The sequence below is a fragment of the Paenibacillus sp. NPDC056579 genome (assembly GCF_042793215.1).
GTDB lineage: Bacteria > Bacillota > Bacilli > Paenibacillales > NBRC-103111 > Paenibacillus_S.
Genome location: NZ_JBHTVD010000002.1, coordinates 142034 through 164301 on the forward strand (window position 1 = coordinate 142034; position 22268 = coordinate 164301).

19 protein-coding genes are annotated in these 22268 nt (G+C 51.6%); 10 read left to right on the top strand and 9 right to left on the bottom strand.

Annotated elements, in window-relative coordinates; all coding sequences use genetic code 11:
- Positions 1 to 582 precede the first annotated feature (582 nt).
- The gene (gene thpR / locus ACFQ88_RS08195) at positions 583 to 1155 is read right to left on the bottom strand and encodes an RNA 2',3'-cyclic phosphodiesterase (RefSeq protein ID WP_379453776.1); all 573 of its coding nucleotides are present in this window, start codon (positions 1153 to 1155) and stop codon (positions 583 to 585) included.
- 176 nt (positions 1156 to 1331) lie between these two features.
- Between thpR and serC the strand changes: the two genes are divergently transcribed.
- Positions 1332 to 2420 carry a 3-phosphoserine/phosphohydroxythreonine transaminase gene (gene serC / locus ACFQ88_RS08200; RefSeq protein WP_239632637.1) on the top strand — a complete coding sequence of 363 codons (1089 nt, stop codon included), beginning with the start codon at positions 1332 to 1334 and terminating at the stop codon, positions 2418 to 2420.
- A 161-nt stretch (positions 2421 to 2581) separates the two neighbouring features.
- Here the strand turns inward: serC and ACFQ88_RS08205 are convergent, their stop codons facing one another.
- Positions 2582 to 3295 carry a response regulator transcription factor gene (locus ACFQ88_RS08205; RefSeq protein ID WP_239632640.1) on the bottom strand — a complete coding sequence of 238 codons (714 nt, stop codon included), beginning with the start codon at positions 3293 to 3295 and terminating at the stop codon, positions 2582 to 2584.
- Positions 3296 to 3446: 151 nt separating this feature from the next.
- Here ACFQ88_RS08205 and trmL point away from each other — a divergent pair, with 151 nt between their 5' ends.
- Both trmL and ACFQ88_RS08215 read left to right on the top strand, forming a co-directional pair.
- The gene (gene trmL / locus ACFQ88_RS08210; protein ID WP_239632643.1) at positions 3447 to 3911 is read left to right on the top strand and encodes a tRNA (uridine(34)/cytosine(34)/5-carboxymethylaminomethyluridine(34)-2'-O)-methyltransferase TrmL; all 465 of its coding nucleotides are present in this window, start codon (positions 3447 to 3449) and stop codon (positions 3909 to 3911) included.
- A gap of 149 nt (positions 3912 to 4060) precedes the next feature.
- Positions 4061 to 4315 carry an AbrB/MazE/SpoVT family DNA-binding domain-containing protein gene (locus ACFQ88_RS08215; RefSeq protein WP_239632645.1) on the top strand — a complete coding sequence of 85 codons (255 nt, stop codon included), beginning with the start codon at positions 4061 to 4063 and terminating at the stop codon, positions 4313 to 4315.
- Positions 4316 to 4642: 327 nt separating this feature from the next.
- On the opposite strand, the gene ACFQ88_RS08220 is transcribed toward ACFQ88_RS08215, so the two are convergent.
- Genes ACFQ88_RS08220 through ACFQ88_RS08235 form a run of 4 tightly spaced genes read right to left on the bottom strand, consistent with a single transcriptional unit; the run spans position 4643 to position 9635 of the window.
- A complete protein-coding gene (locus ACFQ88_RS08220; RefSeq protein WP_239632647.1) occupies positions 4643 to 5719 on the bottom strand; it encodes a phosphodiester glycosidase family protein in 1077 nt (358 codons plus the stop codon).
- 24 nt (positions 5720 to 5743) lie between these two features.
- On the bottom strand, positions 5744 to 6178 hold the full coding sequence (locus ACFQ88_RS08225; RefSeq protein ID WP_239632650.1) for a hypothetical protein: 435 nt from the start codon (positions 6176 to 6178) through the stop codon (positions 5744 to 5746).
- Positions 6175 to 7791, bottom strand: a complete 1617-nt coding sequence (locus ACFQ88_RS08230; protein WP_379453777.1) for a response regulator — start codon at positions 7789 to 7791, stop codon at positions 6175 to 6177. Before ACFQ88_RS08230 ends, ACFQ88_RS08225 begins: the two co-directional genes overlap by 4 nt.
- 50 nt (positions 7792 to 7841) lie before the next feature.
- On the bottom strand, positions 7842 to 9635 hold the full coding sequence (locus tag ACFQ88_RS08235; protein ID WP_379453778.1) for a cache domain-containing sensor histidine kinase: 1794 nt from the start codon (positions 9633 to 9635) through the stop codon (positions 7842 to 7844).
- A gap of 168 nt (positions 9636 to 9803) precedes the next feature.
- Between ACFQ88_RS08235 and ACFQ88_RS08240 the strand changes: the two genes are divergently transcribed.
- The 5 genes from ACFQ88_RS08240 to ACFQ88_RS08260 all read left to right on the top strand — a co-directional run bounded on the left by ACFQ88_RS08240 (position 9804) and on the right by ACFQ88_RS08260 (position 15873).
- Positions 9804 to 10688: a carbohydrate ABC transporter permease gene (locus ACFQ88_RS08240; protein ID WP_379453779.1), complete on the top strand. Its 885-nt coding sequence runs from the start codon at positions 9804 to 9806 to the stop codon at positions 10686 to 10688.
- On the top strand, positions 10688 to 11524 hold the full coding sequence (locus tag ACFQ88_RS08245; RefSeq protein WP_239632658.1) for a carbohydrate ABC transporter permease: 837 nt from the start codon (positions 10688 to 10690) through the stop codon (positions 11522 to 11524). The genes ACFQ88_RS08240 and ACFQ88_RS08245 overlap by 1 nt, the downstream gene beginning before the upstream one ends.
- Positions 11525 to 11666: 142 nt before the next feature.
- On the top strand, positions 11667 to 12968 hold the full coding sequence (locus tag ACFQ88_RS08250) for an ABC transporter substrate-binding protein (RefSeq protein ID WP_239632660.1): 1302 nt from the start codon (positions 11667 to 11669) through the stop codon (positions 12966 to 12968).
- A 524-nt stretch (positions 12969 to 13492) separates the two neighbouring features.
- Positions 13493 to 14764: an MFS transporter gene (locus ACFQ88_RS08255; RefSeq protein WP_239632663.1), complete on the top strand. Its 1272-nt coding sequence runs from the start codon at positions 13493 to 13495 to the stop codon at positions 14762 to 14764.
- 149 nt (positions 14765 to 14913) lie between these two features.
- The gene (locus ACFQ88_RS08260; RefSeq protein ID WP_379453780.1) at positions 14914 to 15873 is read left to right on the top strand and encodes an NAD(P)/FAD-dependent oxidoreductase; all 960 of its coding nucleotides are present in this window, start codon (positions 14914 to 14916) and stop codon (positions 15871 to 15873) included.
- 73 nt (positions 15874 to 15946) lie between these two features.
- On the opposite strand, the gene ACFQ88_RS08265 is transcribed toward ACFQ88_RS08260, so the two are convergent.
- The gene (locus ACFQ88_RS08265) at positions 15947 to 16828 is read right to left on the bottom strand and encodes a polysaccharide deacetylase family protein (RefSeq protein WP_379453781.1); all 882 of its coding nucleotides are present in this window, start codon (positions 16826 to 16828) and stop codon (positions 15947 to 15949) included.
- 121 nt (positions 16829 to 16949) lie between these two features.
- On the bottom strand, positions 16950 to 17825 hold the full coding sequence (locus tag ACFQ88_RS08270) for a DUF2161 family putative PD-(D/E)XK-type phosphodiesterase (protein ID WP_379453782.1): 876 nt from the start codon (positions 17823 to 17825) through the stop codon (positions 16950 to 16952).
- A 121-nt stretch (positions 17826 to 17946) separates the two neighbouring features.
- On the opposite strand from ACFQ88_RS08270, the gene ACFQ88_RS08275 reads away from it, so the two are divergent.
- Positions 17947 to 19275 carry a sn-glycerol-1-phosphate dehydrogenase gene (locus ACFQ88_RS08275; protein WP_379453783.1) on the top strand — a complete coding sequence of 443 codons (1329 nt, stop codon included), beginning with the start codon at positions 17947 to 17949 and terminating at the stop codon, positions 19273 to 19275.
- Positions 19276 to 19808: 533 nt separating this feature from the next.
- Here ACFQ88_RS08275 and ACFQ88_RS08280 read toward each other — a convergent pair.
- A complete protein-coding gene (locus tag ACFQ88_RS08280) occupies positions 19809 to 20021 on the bottom strand; it encodes a hypothetical protein (protein ID WP_379453784.1) in 213 nt (70 codons plus the stop codon).
- Between the two features lie 230 nt (positions 20022 to 20251).
- Between ACFQ88_RS08280 and ACFQ88_RS08285 the strand changes: the two genes are divergently transcribed.
- Entirely contained in the window at positions 20252 to 22147 is a 1896-nt protein-coding gene (locus tag ACFQ88_RS08285; protein WP_379453785.1) for a PrkA family serine protein kinase, read from the top strand.
- Positions 22148 to 22268 lie beyond the last annotated feature (121 nt).

The following is a 22268-nucleotide window of genomic DNA, read 5'->3' on the forward strand; positions in this document are numbered from 1 at the left end:
CGCCCCAGCTCAGCTGTAACGCTGAAAAACCGTCTTACAGCACGCGAGAAGCGCCTGCGCCATGCTGTAAGCCGGAAAATCCGCGTTACAGCGTGACATGAAGCACGTTCAGGTGCCCCAGCAGCACTGTAACGCTGAAAAACCGTCTTACAGCACGCGAGAAGCACTTACGGCCATGCTGTAAGACGGAAAAACCGCGTTACAGCGCGACAAGCAGCACGTTCAGGCGCCCCAGCAGCACTGTAACGCTGAAAAACCGTCTTACAGCACGCGAGAAACGCCTGCGCCATGCTGTAAGACGGAAAAACCGCGTTACAGCATGGTATGAAGCACGTTCAGGCGCCCCAGCTCAGCTGTAACGCTGAAAAACCGTCTTACAGCACGCGAGAAGCGCCTGCGCCATGCTGTAAGCCGGAAAATCCGCGTTACAGCGTGACACGAAGCACGTTCAGGCGCCCCAGCAGCACTGTAACGCTGAAAAACCGTCTTACACGCACGCGAGAAGCGCCTACGGCCATGCTGTAAGACGGAAAAACCGCGTTACAGCGCGGCTCTATGCCCGCCCCACCACGCCGCTCCGCATTATCCCCCTAGCACGAAGGTGTCCACGGCTTCGTACATCGGCTGGCGCCCCAAATGAGTGCGGTACAAGATCACATGCTCCGCCATCCACTCGGAGGGAGCGGATAGCGCATCTGCAGCGGCGTTCCTGAGCTCAGCCTCCGGGAGCGCCGCTTCGCCTTTATATTTCCGCGCCATCGTAATATGCGGGCGAAACGGCCTGTCCTCCGGGGCAAAGCCGAGCGGGGCCACCGCCGCTTCTACTTTGGCCTGCAAGGCGGCCAAAGCGTTCATATCCCCGCGGACGCCCATCCACAAAATGCTCGGTGAAGACGGTCTTCCGAACGTCCCCAGCTCACTCAAACCTAGAGAAAACGGCTGGCTGCCGGCCGTGATTTCTCTTAGCTTTTCCCCGACTCGCTTGGCTGTTACCGGATCGGTGTCACCCAGAAATTTCAAAGTTAAATGCAGGTCGTGCGGATGCACCCATTTGCTGAAAGGCAGGGCCGACTGGAGCGTATTTCCCAGCTGCTGCAGTGCCGTCCGCTGCGCTCCTCCGACCGGAATGGCGATAAAAAGACGGTCTGTGCTCATAAGCCAAACCTCCTGTTGAATTGTCTTACTGGATAAGGTATCCGGCAGCTTGTGAAATATGTATCAATGATGTGAAGAATACGCATTTCTACTTGATGGATAGGGACAAACTTTGCTATCATAGCCATATCATATCAAAAGATGCTGATGCTAAAAACAAGGTGAAGGTGGAAACCATGACAAAACGCGCGTACAATTTTAACCCGGGTCCGGCGGCGCTTCCATTGGAAGTTCTCCAGCAGGCTCAAGAAACATTTGTGGAATATAATGGAATCGGTATGTCCCTGATGGAAATTTCCCATCGCAGCAAAGAGTACGAGGCTATCAACTCGGAAACGCAAAGCCTGCTGCTCGAGCTGTTGGGATTGGAATCCGGTTACCAGGTGTTGTTCTTGGGCGGTGGCGCCAGCACGCAATTCGCTACCATTCCTTTGAATTTCTTGAAGCCGGGTAAAGTCGGCAGCTACATCATCACCGGAAGCTTTTCCGAGAAGGCTTATGAAGAAGGTAAAGTGGTCGGAGAAGCCGTTATCGCGGCATCCAATAAAGAGGGCAAGTGGAGAAGCCTGCCGAAGCAGGAAGACCTCCAAATCGACCCGAACGCTGCTTATGTGCATATGACTACGAACAATACGATCGAAGGCTCGCAGTTCTCTTACATTCCGGAAACGGGCAATATTCCGCTGATCGGCGATATGACGAGCGGCATCCTGAGCCGTCCGATCGACATGAAGAAATATGCAATGGCTTATGCAGGCGCACAAAAAAATCTGGGTCCTGCAGGCGTTACGGTAGCCGTAATTCGCGACGATTTGCTGGCGGAAGAGCCTAAGCACATCCCGACGATGCTGCGCTACACTACGCATGCGAAGAACAGCTCCCTGTACAACACACCTCCGGTACACTCGATCTACATGATGAACCTGGTTCTGAAATGGGTCAAGAACAACGGCGGCGTTGCAGCAATGGAGAAAAGCAACATCGAGAAAAGCAAGCTCGTTTACGATGTAATCGATGCAAGCGGCGGCTTCTACAACGGAAATATCGACAAGGACAGCCGTTCCATCATGAACATTACGTTCCGTTTGCCTAGCGAAGAGCTGGAGAAGAAATTCGTTAAAGAATCGGAGCAAAACAACTTTGTCGGCTTGGCCGGTCACCGCAGCGTAGGCGGCATCCGCGCTTCCGCGTACAACACAGTACCTTATGAAGCTTGCAAAGCATTGGCCGAGTTCATGGTCGATTTCCAACAACGCAACGGATAATACGTTTTACAGGGCAGTCCTCCCCGCAAAAGAGGGCTGTCTTTTTTTGCCCTAATGTCGCCGGGGGTGACGAACCTTGGAGGCCTGTCTTCTACGGAAAAAAATAAAAAATATGAGCACCGTCCTACTTACGGCACTCATATTTTATCGAAAGGTTCGGATTAAGCAAGAGATTCCTTCATCACAGGCTCGGTCAGCTTATAGCCGACGTTGCGGATGGTTACAATATATTCCGGATTGCGTGCGTTGTGCTCAATCTTATCGCGCAAGTGGCTGATATGAACATCGACGATGCGCGTATCTCCAAGAAAATGATAATCCCATACTCCGTGAAGAAGCTGTTGACGGCTTAACACTTTGCCTCGATGCTTGCACAAGAACAGCAGCAGGTCGAATTCCTTCGGAGTCAGCTCAATCGCTTCCCCGCGGATCGTCACTTCACGCTGGTCCGGCTGAATCTCGATTTGGCCGATAGTCAGAGGAACATTCTCTGCGCTGGAAGGCAGCGTTTGAATGCGGCGCAAAATAGCCTGAATCCGGGAGATAAGCTCTTGCGGACTGAAAGGCTTGGTCATATAATCGTCGGCTCCGTTGTCGAGGCCGGCGATCTTATCGGACAAGTCCTGCATTGCTGTCAGCATAATAATAGGTACTAGATTGTTTTGGCTGCGCAGCTTTCTGCACACTTGAATTCCGTCCATTTTAGGCAGCATCAGGTCTAGCACGATGACATCAGGGCGAAAATGTTGAATAGCCTGGAAAACCGCTTCGCCGTCATATACGCAATGTACCTCGAAGCCTACCAGCTTCAGGTTAAACTCTATCAGCATCGAAATGGAAGGTTCGTCGTCAACAACAAGAATTTTCTTCTTCATCGCTCGAATCTCCTTTTGTGTTAGCACGTGATATACTTATTATGACAAGGCTCTATCATCCGCATATTAAGAAAAGGTAAAACGAGTGTAAAATTATCGGTGCGGAAAACATTGTAATGTATTGTAAAATTTAAAGAGGTGACCTATCAACATGGCGTTTCATATCGTATTGGTAGAGCCGGAAATTCCGGCCAATACAGGCAACATTTCAAGAACATGCGCAGCGACAGGCACGGTGCTGCACCTCGTGAGGCCGCTTGGCTTCGATACGGACGACAAAACTCTGAAAAGAGCGGGGCTCGATTACTGGCATTCCGTGACCATCGAATATCACGATTCGTTTCAGGAAGTGAAGGACAAATATAAGGACGGCCGCTTCTTTTTTGCAACGACGAAAGCGGAAAAAGTTTACACTGAGTTTACATTCCGGGACGGGGATTTTTTCGTATTCGGCAAAGAGACCAAGGGGCTGGATCCTGAAATATTGGCCGCCCACCCTGGTCAGCTCATGCGCATGCCGATGACGAATACGGTGAGGTCGTTGAACCTTTCGAACTCCGCTGCGGTGATTTTATACGAAGGGTTAAGACAAACCGGCTTTCCGAATCTTTCCTAATTGTTAAATCATAACAAATCGTATGGGTATGGCAGGAATTTTAACACATGTAACGAATAGGTATAAAGACAGGCTGCAGATACGGTAGTTTTTCCCGGCGGCTTGCGTGATACTGTTCTTTTTTGGGTGGAAAGAGAGGTGAATTAATAATGAAGCCAGCAGGTGTAGTAAGAAAAGTCGATCAATTGGGCCGTATCGTGCTTCCGAAATCGCTGCGCAAACGTTATCAGATGAATGAAGGGGACCCTGTTGAAATATTAGTGAGCGGAGATCACATCATTTTGGAAAGATACCGTCCTCGGTGCGTATTTTGCAGCTCGATGGAGCAGGTAAGCGAATTCAAAGAACGTCATATTTGCGCTGAATGCTTGGGCGAGATGAACAGCTTGAAGCAAAAAGCATAGCATAGAGCGTACAGCATAACTTGGTATAAAAAGCAGAAAGCATCACGTGGTTCTCCGGTCGGGAGAGACGTGATGCTTTTTTTACCACAATAGAAAGGACCTCGATAGAGGTTTCTCATCTTGAGTATTTAGTAAGGCCGAAGAAGAGGCGAGCCCATTCCTACAGACCTTTTGTTTTGTCATCGTTATATGATGCAGTTAACATCGCTACGATAAACAGAAGAAACACTAAATTGATAATCCAAAATGCTGCTGACATTTGCCGCACCCCCTGCCCCTTATTATAACCAATGATTGCCCAAAAAAATGTTACTGAATTGTGAACATTTATTTAAAAAACAAGAAATGCGTCGGCAAAGGCCGCAATCTTCCGTCCGAAGGACGATTTATGATTTGCCCTTCGTAAATCAGGCTGGAGGAGCCTCCTCCGTCCAAATTATAGGCGTCCTTCACGCCAAGCTGTACAAGCTTCTCCTGCAGCTCGGCCAGCGTCGCTCCGGAATTGCCCCGCTCGTCGTAGCCGTCGGTAACAAGGAACAGCAGCTGATCGTTCTTAAAGTTGCCGACGACGGTACGTGGCGCTCGTGCAGGTGAGGTTTGCCATTGCGGCGGAATCGCCTGTTTCTTGCCGTTTTGCAGCAATACAGGAACGAACGTGGCGCCAAACGCCGGCTTGAGCTTGTCCAAGTCCTCCTGCCGCGAAAATCGTCCGCCGATCAGCTTCTGGTCGGTGCTTAAGCCGATGAAGGCCAAATCCTCGAAGGTCGGCTCGAAGCCGTATACGTATTTGCTGTTGTATACGGTCGTGCTCAGCGGGAACCGCTTGCCCGTCTTGTTATCATCGGCAAAACCGCCTGCGTTGATACCGGCGACCGCTCCGTAGCGTCTTGCGGCATCCAGCGTTGTCTCGCTGCCGCCTACCGCGTCTTTGCCGAGCACCATCTTCATCGCTTTATCCGACTTCATATTAACCTTAAGCGCGTAGCCTTTATAGTTGGCGTCACTGAAATTGTACAGCTTTAAATCGATATTGCCGCTGTTCGTTTGACGGGCAATCTTCCCTCCCAGCTTCGTGCTGATCCGAGAGTCGAAGATCGCATTCGGCTTGGTGGAAGCCGCATCCGCCGTTGCCACCATGGCTGTCATATCGGAGGCGCTTTGCTCGTACAGCTGGAAAAAACGCTCGATCGTCGATTTCGTCTGTGCCGCGTCCACTTTGGCTTTATCGAGCTGCTGTTCGGACTTTTGCAGCTCCGCCTGGATGGAAAATTCCGTTTTGGCGAGCCGTTTCACTTCCGGCAGCTGAACAGTTGGGGGAGAGAGCAGTAAATAGATCATGAGTCCGATAAATGGCGCACAGGCAAGAAGCAAAGTACGGTTGATAAGTTGTATACGATTTGTCATGTCGATATCTTCCTTATAAAGCTGTTATTGCAGTACATCCAGGTTTTTCTTCAGCTCGTCCAGCTTCTTCTTCACTTCGTTAAGCTGGGTGTACAGCTGGTTACTGTTGTCGGTTTTGCTGTTCGCACTATCCTTAGTAAAAGCGAGCAGCTCGTTCAGAGAATCGATCTTTCCTTGCATTTTGGATAAATCGGCACTTACGCTTTCCTTGAGCTGCCCAATCTGCTTCTGATAATCCTCCTGCACGGCCTGCAGCTGCACCTCGGTCTGCTGAGCGATTTCAGCAGCGATTTGCTGGCGCAAGTAATCCGTGTACATTTTGGCGCCAAGCACTCCCATAGCTATAAGCAAGGTCCAGCCCATAAACAAGAAGAGATAGATTCGCTTTCTTCCTCTCATAGGCTTGGCGTTTCGCACCAAGGGCTGCTCGTAAACGGCAGGTTCAATGGGCGTGTTCATGGTTGATTCACCTTCCTGTATTCGTTCGGTGAGAGGCCAACCATCTTTTTAAACACTTTGCTGAAATATTTCTCATCGTCATACCCGACCATGCCGGCGACCTGAGCGATCCGCAGATTCGGATTCAACAGCAGCAGCTTCGCCTTCTCCACACGAATATCGCTTAAATAATCGGATAAGTTGACTTTAAACTCTTGTTTAAACTTACGGGAAATATATTCACGGCTTAAATAGAAATGATTGGCAATCTCTTGAAGCGTAATATCCTGATGATAATGGTTTTGAATATACTTTGCAATCTCATAAATGACATTGTTATCCTGGTGCTGATGCTTCAGCAAATGCTTGGATAGCTCCGTCAAGCCCTCTGTTAGCTCCTTTTGCCATTGGTTAATGGATAGGGAACCGCCATCGTCCGAAGGGATGGCCAGCGGGGAAGAGGCGTTCAAGAGCGATTTCAGCTCCGGCTGCCGATCCCCGAACCAGTCGACGAGCCAGCGGTTGCGGACGACATGGTATTCGTTCCACCACAGCTCGAGCTGCTCCGGCGTGATGATCTCCAAGGTACGAACCGCATTGATCCAGCCTTCGGCCGCTTTGGCTATTTGCTCCGGGCTGCCGCTTTGGACAGCGAGTCGGATTTGTTCCGCATAATCGGAAAAAGAGAGCATCGGCTGTACAGCGGGAGGCGTGTTGGCCGTCTGGTATATCTGCTTGTCTTTGGCGAGCAGGTTGCGGCGCCTTAGCGCCGACTTCGCTTCCTTGTAAGCGGAGGGAAGGCCGGTAGGAAACGGCCTGGTATCGCTCAGCCCGATGTCGAAGCTGGCGCGGAGCGCTGCCGCCAATCCGCGCTGAATCTCTCGCAGAACGGTAAGGGGCTCCGAAGCGCCGTACAGCAAGATGAGGATTTCACCCTCGGTGTTCATATAACGGAAAGCGACGCCGCTGCGGGTCCCGCGCAATATCTCATTACATATGTTCGTTAAGGAGAAGAACAATAGGTCCGAATTGGCTTCGAACTTTTGCTTCAGCTCCTTGTTCATCGTGTCCATGCTGATGACGGCCAGCCGGCATTGGTTCACGCTGCGGTCCATGCCGAATTCCTGGGCTAACGCCAGGGCGGATTGCTCGTAGGCTGACGGCTCGGTCACCAGATTGGATAAAATCTTCTCCCAATACACCGGACGAATTTGATTCATCTCAATATTGCTCTGCAATTGGCGATTCCGCTCGTTTTCCTCGCGATGCCACGCTTCTATGGCCTTTTCGACCGCATCGTGAAGCTGATCCGCATCGATAGGCTTCAATATGTAGTCAACGCCGCCGTGCTTGACTGTATGACGAAGCAGCTGGAAATCGTCGTGGCCGCTGATGACGATCGTTTTGCCGCAGGCGTAATGCCGATCCAGCCATTCCAGCAGCTCCGGACCGCTTTTGACGGGCATCATCATGTCGGTAAAAATAATCTGGGGCCGGTGCTCCGTGATGAGAGCGATCGCTTCTTCTCCGTCCTGCGCCTCCAATATCGTATCTATATGGAAATGCTGCCAATCGACGAGCAGCTTGACGGCCTCGCGGACGTGCTTCTCATCGTCAACTATGATGGCTTTCATGAAGTTTCTCTTCCTTTGTCAGCAATTGTGTATAAAATGATGCGTAATTCCTAATCGCTATGCTCGGAATCCGGCAGGGCGAGCGGGATCGTCAGCGTAATCCGCACGCCTGAAGGCTCGGCTGCCTCCAGCTTCATCGACGCTCCGGGATAGTAGAGCTGAAGCCTTGACGATACATTGACGAGCCCGATGCTTTCCGTCGGGTCGACAGGCAGCTCCGGGCGCTGTCCAAGCCTCCGCTGAAGCTTGCTCAGCAGCTCCGGCTCGATGCCCTTGCCGTTATCCTCGACGACGAGCTCTAGCTCGCCGTTACCGGTAATGGCGGCTGCTATGTACAAGGTGCCTGTTTTTTCGCTCGGATCGAAGCCGTGCTTGAAGTAATTTTCTACGAGCGGCTGCAGGATCATTTTGGGCACGTGGATATTCAACGTGTCCGGCGACACCTTGTAAGACACGGTCAGCTCGTTCTCGAACCGCTGCATTTGCAGCTCCAAATAAGATTTCACATGGTCGATCTCCTGCTTGAGCGGAACCTGCGTTTCGTTCGTATTCATGCTGTAGCGCATCATCTTGGCCAGGGACGAAAGCAGCGAATACACCTTGGGGGCCTGATGCTGAAGGGCCAGCGTTCCGATGGATTGCAGACTGTTGTACAGAAAATGCGGATTGATCTGCGCCTGCAGCGCCTTCAGCTGGTTCGTCTTATTCGCGATATCCAGCTTATATTCGCTCATGATCAATTCGTTTATCGTCTGCATCATAATCCGGAAGCGGCGGGCCAAAATCCCGATTTCATCATTGCTGGATACTTGGATATCCACATGCATATTCCCGGTTTGAATTTTGTTAATGTAGCCGATCAAATTTTTGATCGGGGCCGTAAACCGGAACGAAATAAACAAAGTCGCGGTAATTACGATAACCAGGAACAAACTGGAAATAATTGTATTGATCATGGTCAACTCTCGGGCGTTCTTGTACAGGCTCTCATACGGAATCCGTTTGACCAAGGTCCAATCCATGTAAGGCGTTTCCATCCGCTCATAAATATGCATGCCGGCAAACGATTTGCTTTTCCACTCGAAGCTGCCTTTTCCGTCCGGAAGCTCCCTTAGATAATTCACCCAATCCTCATTCAATACTTTACCCCAAAGCGAAGGATCGGAGCCGTACACGACCGTTCCTTCCTTATCCAGAATATAAAGCTCCTCTTCACCCAATGTGTACAGCTGCTTGCTGATCGAAGCAATGACATCGATGCTGAAATCAATGGACAGGATGCCGAGCTCCTGCTGGGTCAGAGCGTTGCGGATGGACCGGTGAAGGGTGATCACGGTGGAGGGAGGCACGTAAAACAAGCTGCCCATCTTATAATCGTGGCTTAGATGCGTCGGCTCCAGCCGCACCACAGACGAGCCCATATCGGGATGATATTTATCCGAAGATCCTTCGTTACGGCCCGGGTTCCCCTGGGAAATAAGGAAGGAGCGGTTGCTGCTCGCAATATACAGGTACGTTTGCTTAATTTCCTTAATCGAATTGGCGATCGTCAGCATACCGCGGAAGATTTCGCTTGTGCTCAAATAGTCGGTATCCCCGTCCTCGATAATCGAATAAAGCACCGCATCGTTATAGACGGACAGCGAATTCTGCTCAATTACCCGCAAATAATTGATAATGTTCGCCTTTCCCTGAAAGATAAGATTCGAGTTGTTCTTCACCGCTTCGTTAGTTATCGACTGCTTCGTAAAAAAGTAAGAAATCACAATTGAAGTACCGATCGGGATAATCGTGGCGACAAGGAGGAAGACGATTAATTTGTTGCGGATGCTGTTGCGGATCATGGACGTCCCCCTTATTTTGTCTCGGTTAATCTCCGATCAGGTTGGGTATATCATTATTGTAGCAAGGCACATCAATAAATTCCACCTGATGGGTCACGATAGTCGGTGTTGCCGAATGAAGGAAGTTTTTATACTGGGGGTATACTATCAAGAGGGGGAAAGATGCTTATGAAAGCAAAGCGTCGCTTGTCGGATTGGATGCTTCAGACGGTTTTTGTCGGTCCGGCGATCGTCTTTTTCTCCATTATCGTTATCGCACCGTTTCTGATGAGCATTTACTATTCGTTTACAGAATGGAACGGGGTTACCTCGACGGTCAAATGGATCGGATTCGATAACTTCAAACACATCATAATGGATGATGAAGACTTTCATAAATCGTTCTGGTTTACCGCCAGATTTACGGTAGCTCAGGTGATATTCGCCAATTTGCTCGGTTTTTCACTGGCATTGCTGCTGACACAGGCCTTGAAAACACGGAACGTGCTCCGCACGGTGTTTTTCCTACCGAATGTTATCGGCGGCTTGCTGCTCGGCTTCATTTGGGAGTTTATTTTCGTCAAAGGCTTTGCAACGATCGGTGAATTGACGGGGATCGGCTTCTTCCAGCTTCCGTGGCTCGGGGACGCTCCGACCGCCTTCTGGGGACTTATCATTGTCAGCGTATGGCAGACGGCCGGTTATTTGATGGTCATCTACATCGCGGCATTGGCCAACGTGCCCAAAGATATTGTCGAGGCCGCCTACATAGACGGCGCGAGCAAATGGCAAACGCTACGCAGCATTACGTTTCCGCTTATTATGCCGGCTGTAACGGTTTGTTTGTTCCTGACGATTTCGTGGGCGTTCAAAATGTACGATCTTAACGTATCGTTGACCAAAGGTGGACCGTTCAACTCGACTCAATCCGTCGCTCTGAACATTTATGAGGAAGCGTTCCGCAACAACCGGTACGGTCTCGGAACCGCCAAATCGTTCATTTTCTTCATTGTCGTTGCCATCATTACGATGATTCAAGTGGGGATCACCAAGAAGAAGGAGGTTGAAGTGTAATGGAAACGAAGCACACTTACAATCTTCGGCTGCTTTCTCTGGAAGTGTTAGGTATCGTGCTCGGATTGCTCTTTCTGGTGCCGTTTTACTTCGTTATCGTCAACTCGATGAAAACGTTCGGCGAGCTGCTGATCAACTCGGCCAACCTACCGCAATCGCTCAATTTTGCTAACTATGCCAGAGTATGGGATATCATGAAGTTTCCGAAAGTGTTCTGGAACTCGCTTTTGATCACGGTATTCAGCAACATCGGGCTAGTCGTGATCAGTTCTATGGCGGCTTACCGCCTTGTACGTGTACCCAACAAGTTCAACAATCTTGTGTTTCTGGCTTTTGTCGCTGCGATGGTTATTCCGTTCCAGTCGATTATGATTCCGCTTGTACGCGTAGCCAGCGAGGTTGGTTTGATGGACAGCATCCCGGGCTTGATCATTTGTTATTTCGGCTTCGGTGTATCGTTGAACGTATTTTTGTACCACGGCTTTATTAAATCGATCCCTCTTGAAATTGAGGAATCGGCTACGGTCGACGGCTGCTCGCCGTTCGGCGTCTTCTGGAAAATCGTTTTTCCGCTGCTTAAGCCTATGACCGTTACGATCGTTATCCTAAACAGCTTGTGGATATGGAACGACTTCCTCTTGCCGATGCTCGTTCTGAACAGCCCTGATTTGAGGACGATTCCACTCGCGACTTACTCTTTCTTCGGGCAGTATACGAAGCAGTGGGATTTGGCCTTGGCCGCACTGGTGCTCGGCGTCATTCCAATTGTCATCTTCTTCCTGGCAATGCAAAAACATATTATCGAGGGGATTACGGCAGGTTCCGTCAAAGGGTGATCTATGGTACATCCCGCAAGGGTGTAAATGCTTACATGCATCAACAGGTTACACCTTTTCGATCAATATAGTCCGTGTTCTGCGGGCAAACTATTTTTTACAATGATCATGTAAACAAAGAAGATGAAGGGGAGGCTTTCACATGAAGAAAAAAATCGGAATTATCGGTATGACCACCGTCATGCTGGCATCCCTCTTGGTTGGCTGCGCAAAAAGCGAACCGACTCCAGGGGCAGGAGGCACTACCGGAGGGAATGCAGGGAATAAGCAGGTAACGTTGAAAATGTTCCAATTTAAAGTGGAAATTGCCGAACCGCTGGCAAAATTGGCGGCGGAATACGAAAAAGCAAATCCGGGCGTTAAAATTCAAATCGATACAGTAGGCGGCGGCTCCGACTATGGCGCTGCATTGATGGCGAAGTTCAATTCGGGCGACAAGCCGGACATCTTCAACAACGGCGGCTTCTCCGATCTGGATAAATGGATCGAGCATCTGGAGGACTTGTCCGACCAGCCTTGGGTCAAAGATATGGTGACCGTTGCCAAGGAACCTATGACCAAAGACGGCAAGCTGTACGGCCAGCCGTTGAACCTGGAAGGCTACGGCTTCCTGTATAACAAAGACTTGTTCGCTCAAGCCGGAATTACCGAGTTGCCTAAGACACTGTCCCAGCTCGAAGCAGCCGCTCAAAAGCTGCAAGCTAAAGGCGTAACGCCGTTCGTGAACGGTTATGGCGAGTGGTGGGTGCTCGGCAACCACTTCGTGAACCTTCCGTTTGCTTACCAGCCGGATCCGAATGCATTTATCGACAGCTTGAATAAAGGAACAGGCAAAATTCAAGGCAATGCAACGTTCGATAATTGGGTGAAGCTGTTCGATCTGCAATTGAAATACGGCAACAAAAACCCGCTGCAAACCGATTACAAAACGCAAGTGACCGAGTTCGCGACGGGCAAAGCGGCTATGACGCAGCAGGGCAACTGGACACAGCTGCAAATTACGCAAACGAACCCTAACATTAAAGTAGGCTTCCTGCCGATGCCGATCAGCGAAGATGCGGCTGCCAACGACAAGCTGCCTGTAGGCGTGCCTAACAACTGGGTAATCAACAAAAACTCGCCGAATAAAGAAGAAGCGAAGAAGTTCCTTAACTGGATGGTTACTTCCGATATCGGTAAGAAATATATTACGGAAGAATTCAAGTTCATCCCTGCCTTTACGAACATCCCTGCCGATGAGAAAATTTTGGGACCGTTGGCGGCAGACATTATGAAGTACAGCAAAGACAACAAAACGCTCAGCTGGAACTGGTTCAAATTCCCTGGCGGAGAAGCTAGCAGCAAGAAGTTCGCCGCTACGATGCAGGCTTATGTTGCGAAGCAAAAAACGAAGGATCAAATGCTTGACGAGTTCCAAAAAACTTGGGAAAGCTTGAAGAAATAAGCTTGAAGTTCACTAATGCCCCCGGCGGTAAGCCGGGGGTTTTTTTAGTCTCGACTTAATGAAGCGGAAGATGTGACTAAGGGTTTCAAAGATGTTGAAGACAGCACACCTGTAGAACCGAAGAGGAGATGGGCAGGGGGTGGAAAAGCGGCAGCGGCCGCCTTTGAAATCGCAGGTATACCTATAACATTATTAATTAATTCAAAAATCTGCGATTTCAACAGCGGTTGGAACCCTCTGCCCATCCCTCCCGCGCACATACGATTGGGTCAGCACTTGCTTTTAATTGTATTTAACTGCTTTTAACTGAGTCCAAGAGTTACTATTTTACACCGAAGAGAGCATAAGGAAGCAATGGAGACGAAAAGCCATTCAAAGCAGGAATAGGGAATGTTAAATGAGGTAAATCCGTCCACAACCCTCTACATAGCTTAAAGCAGCCGGATTAAGCATTTAACATGGAGGGGAAGCGCTGTTACAATGGTTATGATTGCAGATAGGGAGACGCTGACGGGGGATGGGTCATGATAACTAAGCTTTATTCGGGTGGCAGGCAGTGGGTTCAAGCAAGAAGACGTTATTTACCTGAGGATAAGCGGTTATCTAGGGATGCGGTAGTGTCGTTGTTTATTCATTTTTGTTTCCAGTTCGGGGCTTCCATGTCGGGTATTTTCCTTACCCTCTATTTATGGCGTCTCACGGAAAGCCTGTGGATCAACGGGATGTACTATATTTTCAACTATGCGATCGCTCCGCTCGCGTTTGCACTCGGAGGGCTGATCATCAAGCGGAAAGACCGGATGGTTACGTACCGGATCGGGATCGCACTGATCGCCATATTTTATCTGCTGGTTGTATTTGCCCAGGAAAAAGTCGTCGACTACTATATTCTGTTCGGGATCTTCGCCGGTTCGGCCTCGTCATTTTATTGGGCGGGTTATTTGACTTTAATGTACGATGTGTCGACGGAGCAAAACCGGATACGCTATTTGGCGATCAATATGATCGTCTTCACGCTGGCGGGACTGATAGGGCCGGCGCTGGCCGGAATCATCATCCGATATAATGAAGGCTTGCAGGGCTATACAATCGTATTTTCCATCGCCTTCTTCATGTTTCTGATCGCGACGTTAGGGAGCTTCAAGATCAAGACGGCCGTGTCTCATCATAAGGCTTACTACTTGAAATTCGTCGGGCTGCTGATGAACAAGAATAAGCAGTGGTCCAAATCGCTGTTCGGATTTCTCGTATTGGGGCTGTTCCAAGGCATTATGCTCTTTTTGCCGAACATTTTGCTCTTTCAAATCGTCGGCAGAGAGGATCTTGTCGGATATTTGGGCGTGCTGTACGCAACCCTAAGCATTATAACGGGCTTCGTTCTGACGAAGTACGGCAGGGAAGACCGGACGAAGCTGTTCCTTATTGTTTCGACGCTCGGCTTTATTATCGGTACCTTATTCATTATTTGGCAGTTATCGTTAATCTCCGTCGTTTTATTCATGGTGCTGTACTCCATCTGCGCGCCGCTGCAAGGCAATACGATTACTTCGGTTTATTTCCGTATTATCGGGGCTCTTCCCTTAAAAGGGCAGCTTCGGGTGGAATCGGTCGTCATGCGGGAAACGTTCGTGAATGTAGGGCGCGTCATTTCGATATTTACGCTAATTTTACTGACCAAATATGGCGGCAACGGCTTGCTGCCGTGGGTGCTGTTCGGAGCATCGATCTCGCAGGCGGGACTGGTGTGGCTGCTGCAACGATCACCGGATATCGCTACTGAGAAACAAAATCAATAAATTATAAAAGGAAGGGATGCCGGCAGGCAATGCCCTTCCTATTTTTGTTCGTAAGTAGGCCTGGGCGTCCCATGAAGAAAAGCGCATCGCACTCAGGCGGAATGGTTACCCTAAGGGCATTACGTATTTTGAAAGGACGGTTATGCCGGATGACGATCGATACGGGGACCAAGTACGACTGTATTGTCATCGGAGGGGGGATTGCAGGGCTGCAGGGAGCTATTCAGCTCGGCAGATACAAGCATCGGACACTGATAATCGATAAAGGAGTCGGCCGTTCTACGCTGTGCAGAAGCTACCACAATGTGTTGGGCTGGCCGGATGGCGTATCGGGCACGGAATTGCGCAGGCTGGGAAGGCAGCATGCGGAGCAGCTGGAAGTGCAGTTCATGGAAGACGAAGTTGTAAGACTGCTTCGATCGGAGGATGGCTTTGTTGCGGAGACGAAATCCGGCGGCGACAAGCTGGCAACCGCAACGATTTTGTTGGCTACCGGTATTATGGACCGCTATCCGAACCTTCCGGGGCTTGAGCGCTGCTTTGGCTTAACGGTATACGTTTGCCCGGATTGCGACGGCTACGAAGTCAGCGGCAAACAAACCATCGTCATGGGGGCGGGAAACGTAGGCGCTTCGATGGCGTTAACGCTCCGCTATTGGACGGAACAATTGACCTATATTAACCATGAGCCAGGCATATCCCGCATAAGCACCGATGTTCGAGAGCAGCTGGCCGATCAAGATATCACGCTTATTGAGCAGCCGATAACGGAAGTTCTAGCTTCGGAAGCGGGCGAATTTCATGGCGTGCGGCTTCAAGACGGGCAAATGGTGGAGGGGGAACGAGGGTTTATTGCTTTCGGAGGAAATGAGGTGCAATCCGGTCTGGCGGCTCAGCTCGGGCTGGAGCGTCTGGAGAATCGGCACATCGTCACGGACCCCCGATCCAAAATGACCAATGTACCGGGGGTTTGGGCGGCAGGAGATGTAGGAGTACATGCGGAGCAAGTGACGATTGCAATGGGTGAAGGCTCCCAGGCAGCCATTTGGATTCATAAGGAGCTGTTGAAGCGCGGGAGCAAGACGCTGCACAGCTGCGGAACGACTTAAGGAATGAGAATGAGATATAAGGCGATCGTCCGCCACTTTTTCTTGGCAGGATGCACCATCGGAAGCGGCTGGACTACCATTTTTCTAATCTGTATATCCATTGTTCGATATGCTCCTCTCCATTGACGAACACACGCTTAAGCTTGAGCTTATCCTGCTCGTGGGTCGTAAACCCTTGCTCGATGGTGAAGGCGTAGCGGAATCCGTGCTTTTTTAACAGATTGAGTGTCGTTTGATTGAATTGACCGTATGGATAACAGAATACATCGGCGGTCGTACCGAGCTGCTCTTCGATTTGCCGTCTTGCTTCCGTCAGCTGATACTCCTGATCGGCTTGCTTAAGCCGGTTCAAGTAAGGATGGTTTATGCCGTGAGGCTGGATATCCCAGCCGGCCTGATGCATTTCCTTGACTTGATCCCAGTTCAGGAACCATCCGTCGTCTACCATGCCAGGTGACATAAAAAGGGTGGCGTGAAAGCCAAGCTTCTTCAACACCGGCATTGCGTGCACATAATTGTCGGCATAACCGTCGTCGAAAGTCAGCAGAACGGGCTTCGCAGGAGCGCGCTTCCTTCCTTCGAGAATGCCGATAAACTGTTCTAGCGTTAACGTTGTGTAGCCGTTGGCGTGCAAATAATTCATTTGAGCTTCGAATTTCTCGGGTGTGATGGTGGCGCGGTTGCCGGGGTCAACGGTGATGCTGTGATAATTGAGCACGGGGATGCGGGGCGGAGGCCCGTCAGGCTTGTCTTCCAGGTTGTCTTCGACAACGGCTGCAGGAGCCTCCTGCTGCTGGAAAACGGGCTCGGCTGTCTGGGCGGAAGCGGAAGTAAGCAGCATCGACCAGACGACGCAAATGACACCGAGCATGAAGGCAAGCAGGGTGAAGCCAATACGATACGTTTCGGTGCTGACGAAATGAGACCGCATACATAATGGAACCGGCTGACTCATAGACACAGACTCCTTTACTAAGAAATCTAGTACTCTATTTATATCCTGAGCTAGACCGTAATATGACTGTAAGCCGGAAAAAGAGGGACGGCCCGCCGGAGAGCTCCAGTGGAAAAACGCGTCAGACCGTATCGGGCGGGACGGCGGCGGAAACGGGAACAGGCAGCCGCTCGATGACATGAGCGTATGTTCGCAGCGCTTCTTCGCCTTGCGGGGTCAATCGGTAAATGCCTCGTTCTACCCGCTGAAACCAGCGGTAATAATTTTTTTGCAGCAGCCCTGCTGCATTGGGGATACCTGTCTGATCCCGCAGCTTGCGCGGACTCATAGGACCGTTTTGCAGGAGCAGCTGCGCCATGAAAAGGGCTTTTTCACGGTAGGAGGTGACCAGCTTGCGTTTGGTGCTGCCGCCTACATTGTAATCGGCGCGCCGTTCCTTGAACTCGCGGACGAAGCGTTCCGTTGCCCGTTTATTATGGCGGGGCAGGACGGTGGGAAGCGGCGGAGGAGACAGCGGGTCTTCCTGAGCAGCTGCAGCGGCGGCTTCAGCGTCAGCCGGTTCATGAGCCGGAAGCAGAGCGGCGACAACAGCATCGGCCGTTAGTCCCAAAGGGGAAGCGGAAGCGGTAGTGGCCGGAGGATGGCATTCTACCAAGACCTTCGGTTTCCTCGTTTTATAAAATTGCACGGTGATCATGCCGACACCGAGCATTTGGCAAAGCTTGCGCAGCTCGGGCCAGGTGGCTCCGTGCGGGGCGCGGCCTTTGTTCGGAAGCTCGAAGGCCACATAGACGTAGCGGGTTAGCCGCAATCGGTTGATTCCTTGCAGCAGCAAGGGGATGGAGAAGTTTTTCTTCAGCTCTACAATGACCGGAGGCTCCTCATCGCGGATGGCAACCAGGTCGCAGTGGTGCACTTCGCCCCGAACGAGGTAGCCTAGCTGCTCGAAGTAGCTTTTGACCGGCGCGTATAGCTCCGTTTCGGTTTTGATCGCCACAGTCGTTTGGACTCCTTTTATAAAAATCAGTTGATGAAGGTTTTGTTTTTATTCAAATTCACTGTAATTATAGCATAATTTTGCTAGTATTATAGGTATAGATAAATGGAGGGGACCTACGATGATTGCTGATGCCGGACGGATAGAACCGTGGCTTGGAAAAAGATTTCAATGCTCTTGCGGGAGGGAGCACGAAGCTCCGATCCGCAAGGTGACGATAGAGCGCGGAGCCTTGACCGCGCTCCCTAAGTATGCCGAGGAGCGCGGGTACCGCGAGCTCCTGCTGGTAGCCGACCGGCGCACGCTGGATGCGGCCGGGAGGGAGCTCTTGCAGCTGTGCGAAGCCGCTCAGCTGCAAGCGCGATTGTGCGTGCTCGAGGACGACGAGCACGGGGAGCTTGCCGCCGACGAGCGCGTCATTGTGCAGCTGATGCTGCACGTGACGCCGTCGGCGCAGGCGATCGTGGCCGTCGGCTCGGGCACGATTCACGACGTCGTCCGGTTCGTTGCGCACCGGACGAACCGGACGTTTTGGTCCGTGCCGACGGCCCCGTCGGTGGACGGCTTCGCCTCGGTAGGCGCGCCGCTGATCGTCGGCGGCTTCAAGCAGACGGTTCCGGCCTGCGCGCCGGAAGCAATCTTCGCCGACTTGGCGCTGCTGGCCAAATCGCCGCAAGCCATGATCGCCGCAGGCTTCGGCGACATGCTGGGCAAGTACACGTCGCTCGCCGACTGGCAGCTCGGACGGATCCTGTTCGGCGAGCCGTACTGCGAGCTCGCCGCCGAGATGACCCGGCAAGGTCTCGCGCTGTGCGTCGACCATGCCGAAGACATCGCCGCCGGCACGGAGCTGGGCGTACGCAAGCTGATGGAGGGCCTGACACTGTCGGGCATCTCCATGCTGCTTGTCGGCAACTCGCGGCCGGCCTCCGGCGGAGAGCATCATCTCTCCCACTATTGGGAGATGCGGTTCATTCAAGAGCGGCGCCGGGCGCTGCTGCACGGCGCCAAGGTCGGTGTCGCGGCCGTGAAGATGGCCGCGCTGTACGAATCCGCCGCAGCACTGTCGCAGGAAGCGGCGGCAGAAGCGATCGCCGCGCGTCAAGCTCGCGGCGATGTGCCGACTCTTGAGCGGATGCGCGCTCAAATCGCGGCGGGCTACGGCAGCATAGCGGAGCAGGTGCTGGCCGAGAACGGCCTCGGGGCGGCGTCGGAGTCCGCCCTGGACAGCGAGCTCCCGCGCCTCATCGTGGAGCGCTGGGACGACATCCGCTCCGTCTGCCGGAGCGTACCGTCCCCGCAAGAGCTCGCAGCTGCGCTGCGGCGGGCCGGAGGACCGGCCGCCGTCGAGGAGCTCGGCGTAGAAGAGAGGCTATTGCGCGATAGCTTGCAATATGCGATGTATGTGCGCAACCGGTATACGATCATCCGGCTTGCGCAATGGCTATAACCGCGACCCGGCGGCGCGTCTGCCTTGCGCTCCAAGCTGTAGCGCGGATTTTTCACCTTACAGCAGGATCCTCGGCCGTTCGCCCTGTCCTCAGAGCAGTAACGCGGATTTTCCGCCTTACAGCAGGAGTAATCGGCCCGCATTCTTGCTTTCAGAGCAGTAACACGGACATTCCGCCTTACAGCCCAGCAGCCCCACAAATCCGCCTGCTGTAAGGCGGTTATTCCGCGTTACAGCAGGAGTAATCGGCCCGCATTCTTGCTTTCAGAGCAGTAACGCGGATATTCCGCCTTACAGCCCAGCAGCCCCACAAATCCGCCTGCTGAAAGGCGGTTTTTCCGCGTTACAGCAGGAGCCATCAGCCGGCAAGCTTTGCTTTCAGAGCAGTAACGCGGATTTTCCGCCTTACAATCTGCGGATTCGCAAATCCGCCTGCTGTAAGGCGGTTTTTCCACGTTACAGCAGGATCCCCGGGCGCGCCAGCCTTGCCTTCAGAGCTGTAAGGCATTTTTACCGCGTTAAAGCAGGAGCCTTCAGCCGCACGCCTTGTCCACAGAGCTGTAACGCGGATATTCCGCCTTACAGCTCAGCAGCCCCACAAATCGGCCTACTGTAAGCCGATTTTTCCGCCTTACTGCAGGAGCTATCGGCCCGTACGCCTTGCCCTCCGACCTATACCGCGAATTTCCCGCCGTACAACCAGAGGCTTCCCATCCGCCCGGCTCGCTCTCCAAGCTGTAACGCACAGATTATCCGCCCTGCGTCTATATGGGTGACAAGTACCATCGGACAACGGCGGCAATCACCGTCCTTGACGACCTCACAAGGGGAGTCAGGTAGGGATTGCCGCCGTTGTTTTTTCAAATCGTCTTAAAATTTCGGTCAACTTATCCCTGTGCCCTGCATAATTATTTAATACACTTCGTTTCTTTGATGTTGTGACCGCAAATGCACCGTACGGAGGAGGTTAACACTCATGGATATATTTAAAAGGATATCTGATTACCGCACAGAAACCGACAGACTTGCTTGGTCCGGAACCTTTGCCGACTATATCGCCTTGGTACGCGAGAACCCGCATCTGGCGATGACGGCGCATGCACGTGTTTACGAAATGATCGCTGCGCAGGGGATCACGAACGATAACGGAAAGCGGAAGTACCACTTCTTCGAAAAGGAAATATTCGGTCTCGATACCGCTATTGAAAAGCTGGTCGAGGAATATTTTCATTCGGCGGCAAGACGCCTCGATGTGCGAAAGCGTATCCTCCTACTGATGGGTCCCGTCAGCGGCGGTAAATCGACGATCGTTACGCTTCTGAAGAAGGGGCTTGAACAGTTTTCGCGTACGGATAGGGGCGCGGTGTACGCCATCAAAGGATGCCCGATGCACGAAGAGCCGCTGCATTTGATACCGCAAGAGCTGCGTGCGGAAGTGGAGGAAGAATTCGGCATCAAAATCGAAGGCAATTTATGCCCATCCTGCCAGATGAGGCTCAAAACGGAATATAGCGGCCGCATCGAGGAAGTGCTGGTGGAGCGGGTGCTGCTCTCCGAGGATAGCCGTACCGGGATTGGTACGTTCAGCCCTTCTGATCCGAAGTCGCAGGATATCGCGGACTTGACGGGAAGCATCGACTTCTCGACGATTACGGAATACGGCTCCGAATCCGATCCGCGCGCTTACCGGTTCGATGGAGAGTTGAACAAAGCAAACCGCGGGTTGATGGAATTCCAGGAAATGCTGAAGTGCGACGAGAAGTTCCTGTGGAATCTGTTGTCGCTGACGCAGGAAGGCAACTTCAAAGCGGGCCGCTTCGCGCTCATATCGGCAGATGAGCTGATCATAGCTCACACGAACGAATCGGAGTACAAATCGTTCATTGCCAACAAGAAGAATGAGGCGCTGCAGTCGCGGATGATTGTTATGCCGATTCCTTACAACCTGAGAGTGTCCGAGGAAGAAAAGATTTATACGAAGCTGATCAGGCAGAGCGACATGTCGCATGTTCATATTGCACCGCATTCCCTGCGCGCCGCTGCGATCTTCTCCATCCTGTCCCGTCTCAAAGAATCGAAGAAGCAGGGAATGGATCTCGTCAAAAAAATGCGGATGTACGACGGAGAAGAAGTGGAAGGTTTCAAGGAAGCGGATCTTAAGGAAATGCAGAACGAGTATTTGGATGAGGGCATGTCGGGTATTGATCCCCGTTATGTTATCAACCGGATTTCCAGCGCTTTGATCCGCCAGGGACTTGAATTTATCAACGCTCTGGATGTGCTGCGCGCGCTGAAGGACGGATTGGATCAGCATCCTTCTATTACGAAGGAAGAACGTGAGCGCTATTTGAACTTCATCTCCGTTGCGCGCAAGGAATACGACGAATTGGCCAAGAAAGAAGTGCAGAAAGCGTTCGTGTACTCCTTCGAGGAGTCGGCCAGAACGCTCTTTAACAACTACCTGGATAACATTGAAGCTTACTGCAACTGGGGTAAAATCAAAGATCCGCTGACCGGGGAAGAAATGGATCCGGACGAAAGACTGATGCGTTCCATCGAGGAGCAAATCGGTATTTCGGAAAATGCGAAAAAAGCGTTCCGCGAGGAAATTTTGATTCGTATGTCGTCCTACTCCCGCAAAGGTGCCCGTTTCAATTACAGCAGCCACGAGCGTCTGCGTGAAGCGATTGAGAAGAAGCTGTTTGCCGATTTGAAGGATATCGTGAAAATAACGACGTCTACCAAAACGCCGGACGAAACTCAGTTAAAACGGATTAATGAAGTAATCAAAAGGCTGGTCGAGGAGCATGGCTATACTACCGCATCGGCCAATGAGTTGCTGAGGTACGTTGGCAGTCTGCTAAACCGATAAACCCTCAGTAGCTCTGACCACCTTGCGTTGATCCCAAAAAAATAATGGAGTGAATCATGAGGGGCCATCCGTTCGATGGCTCTTATTGTTTTGGCTCTACTATCGTTACTCGTACTTAGTG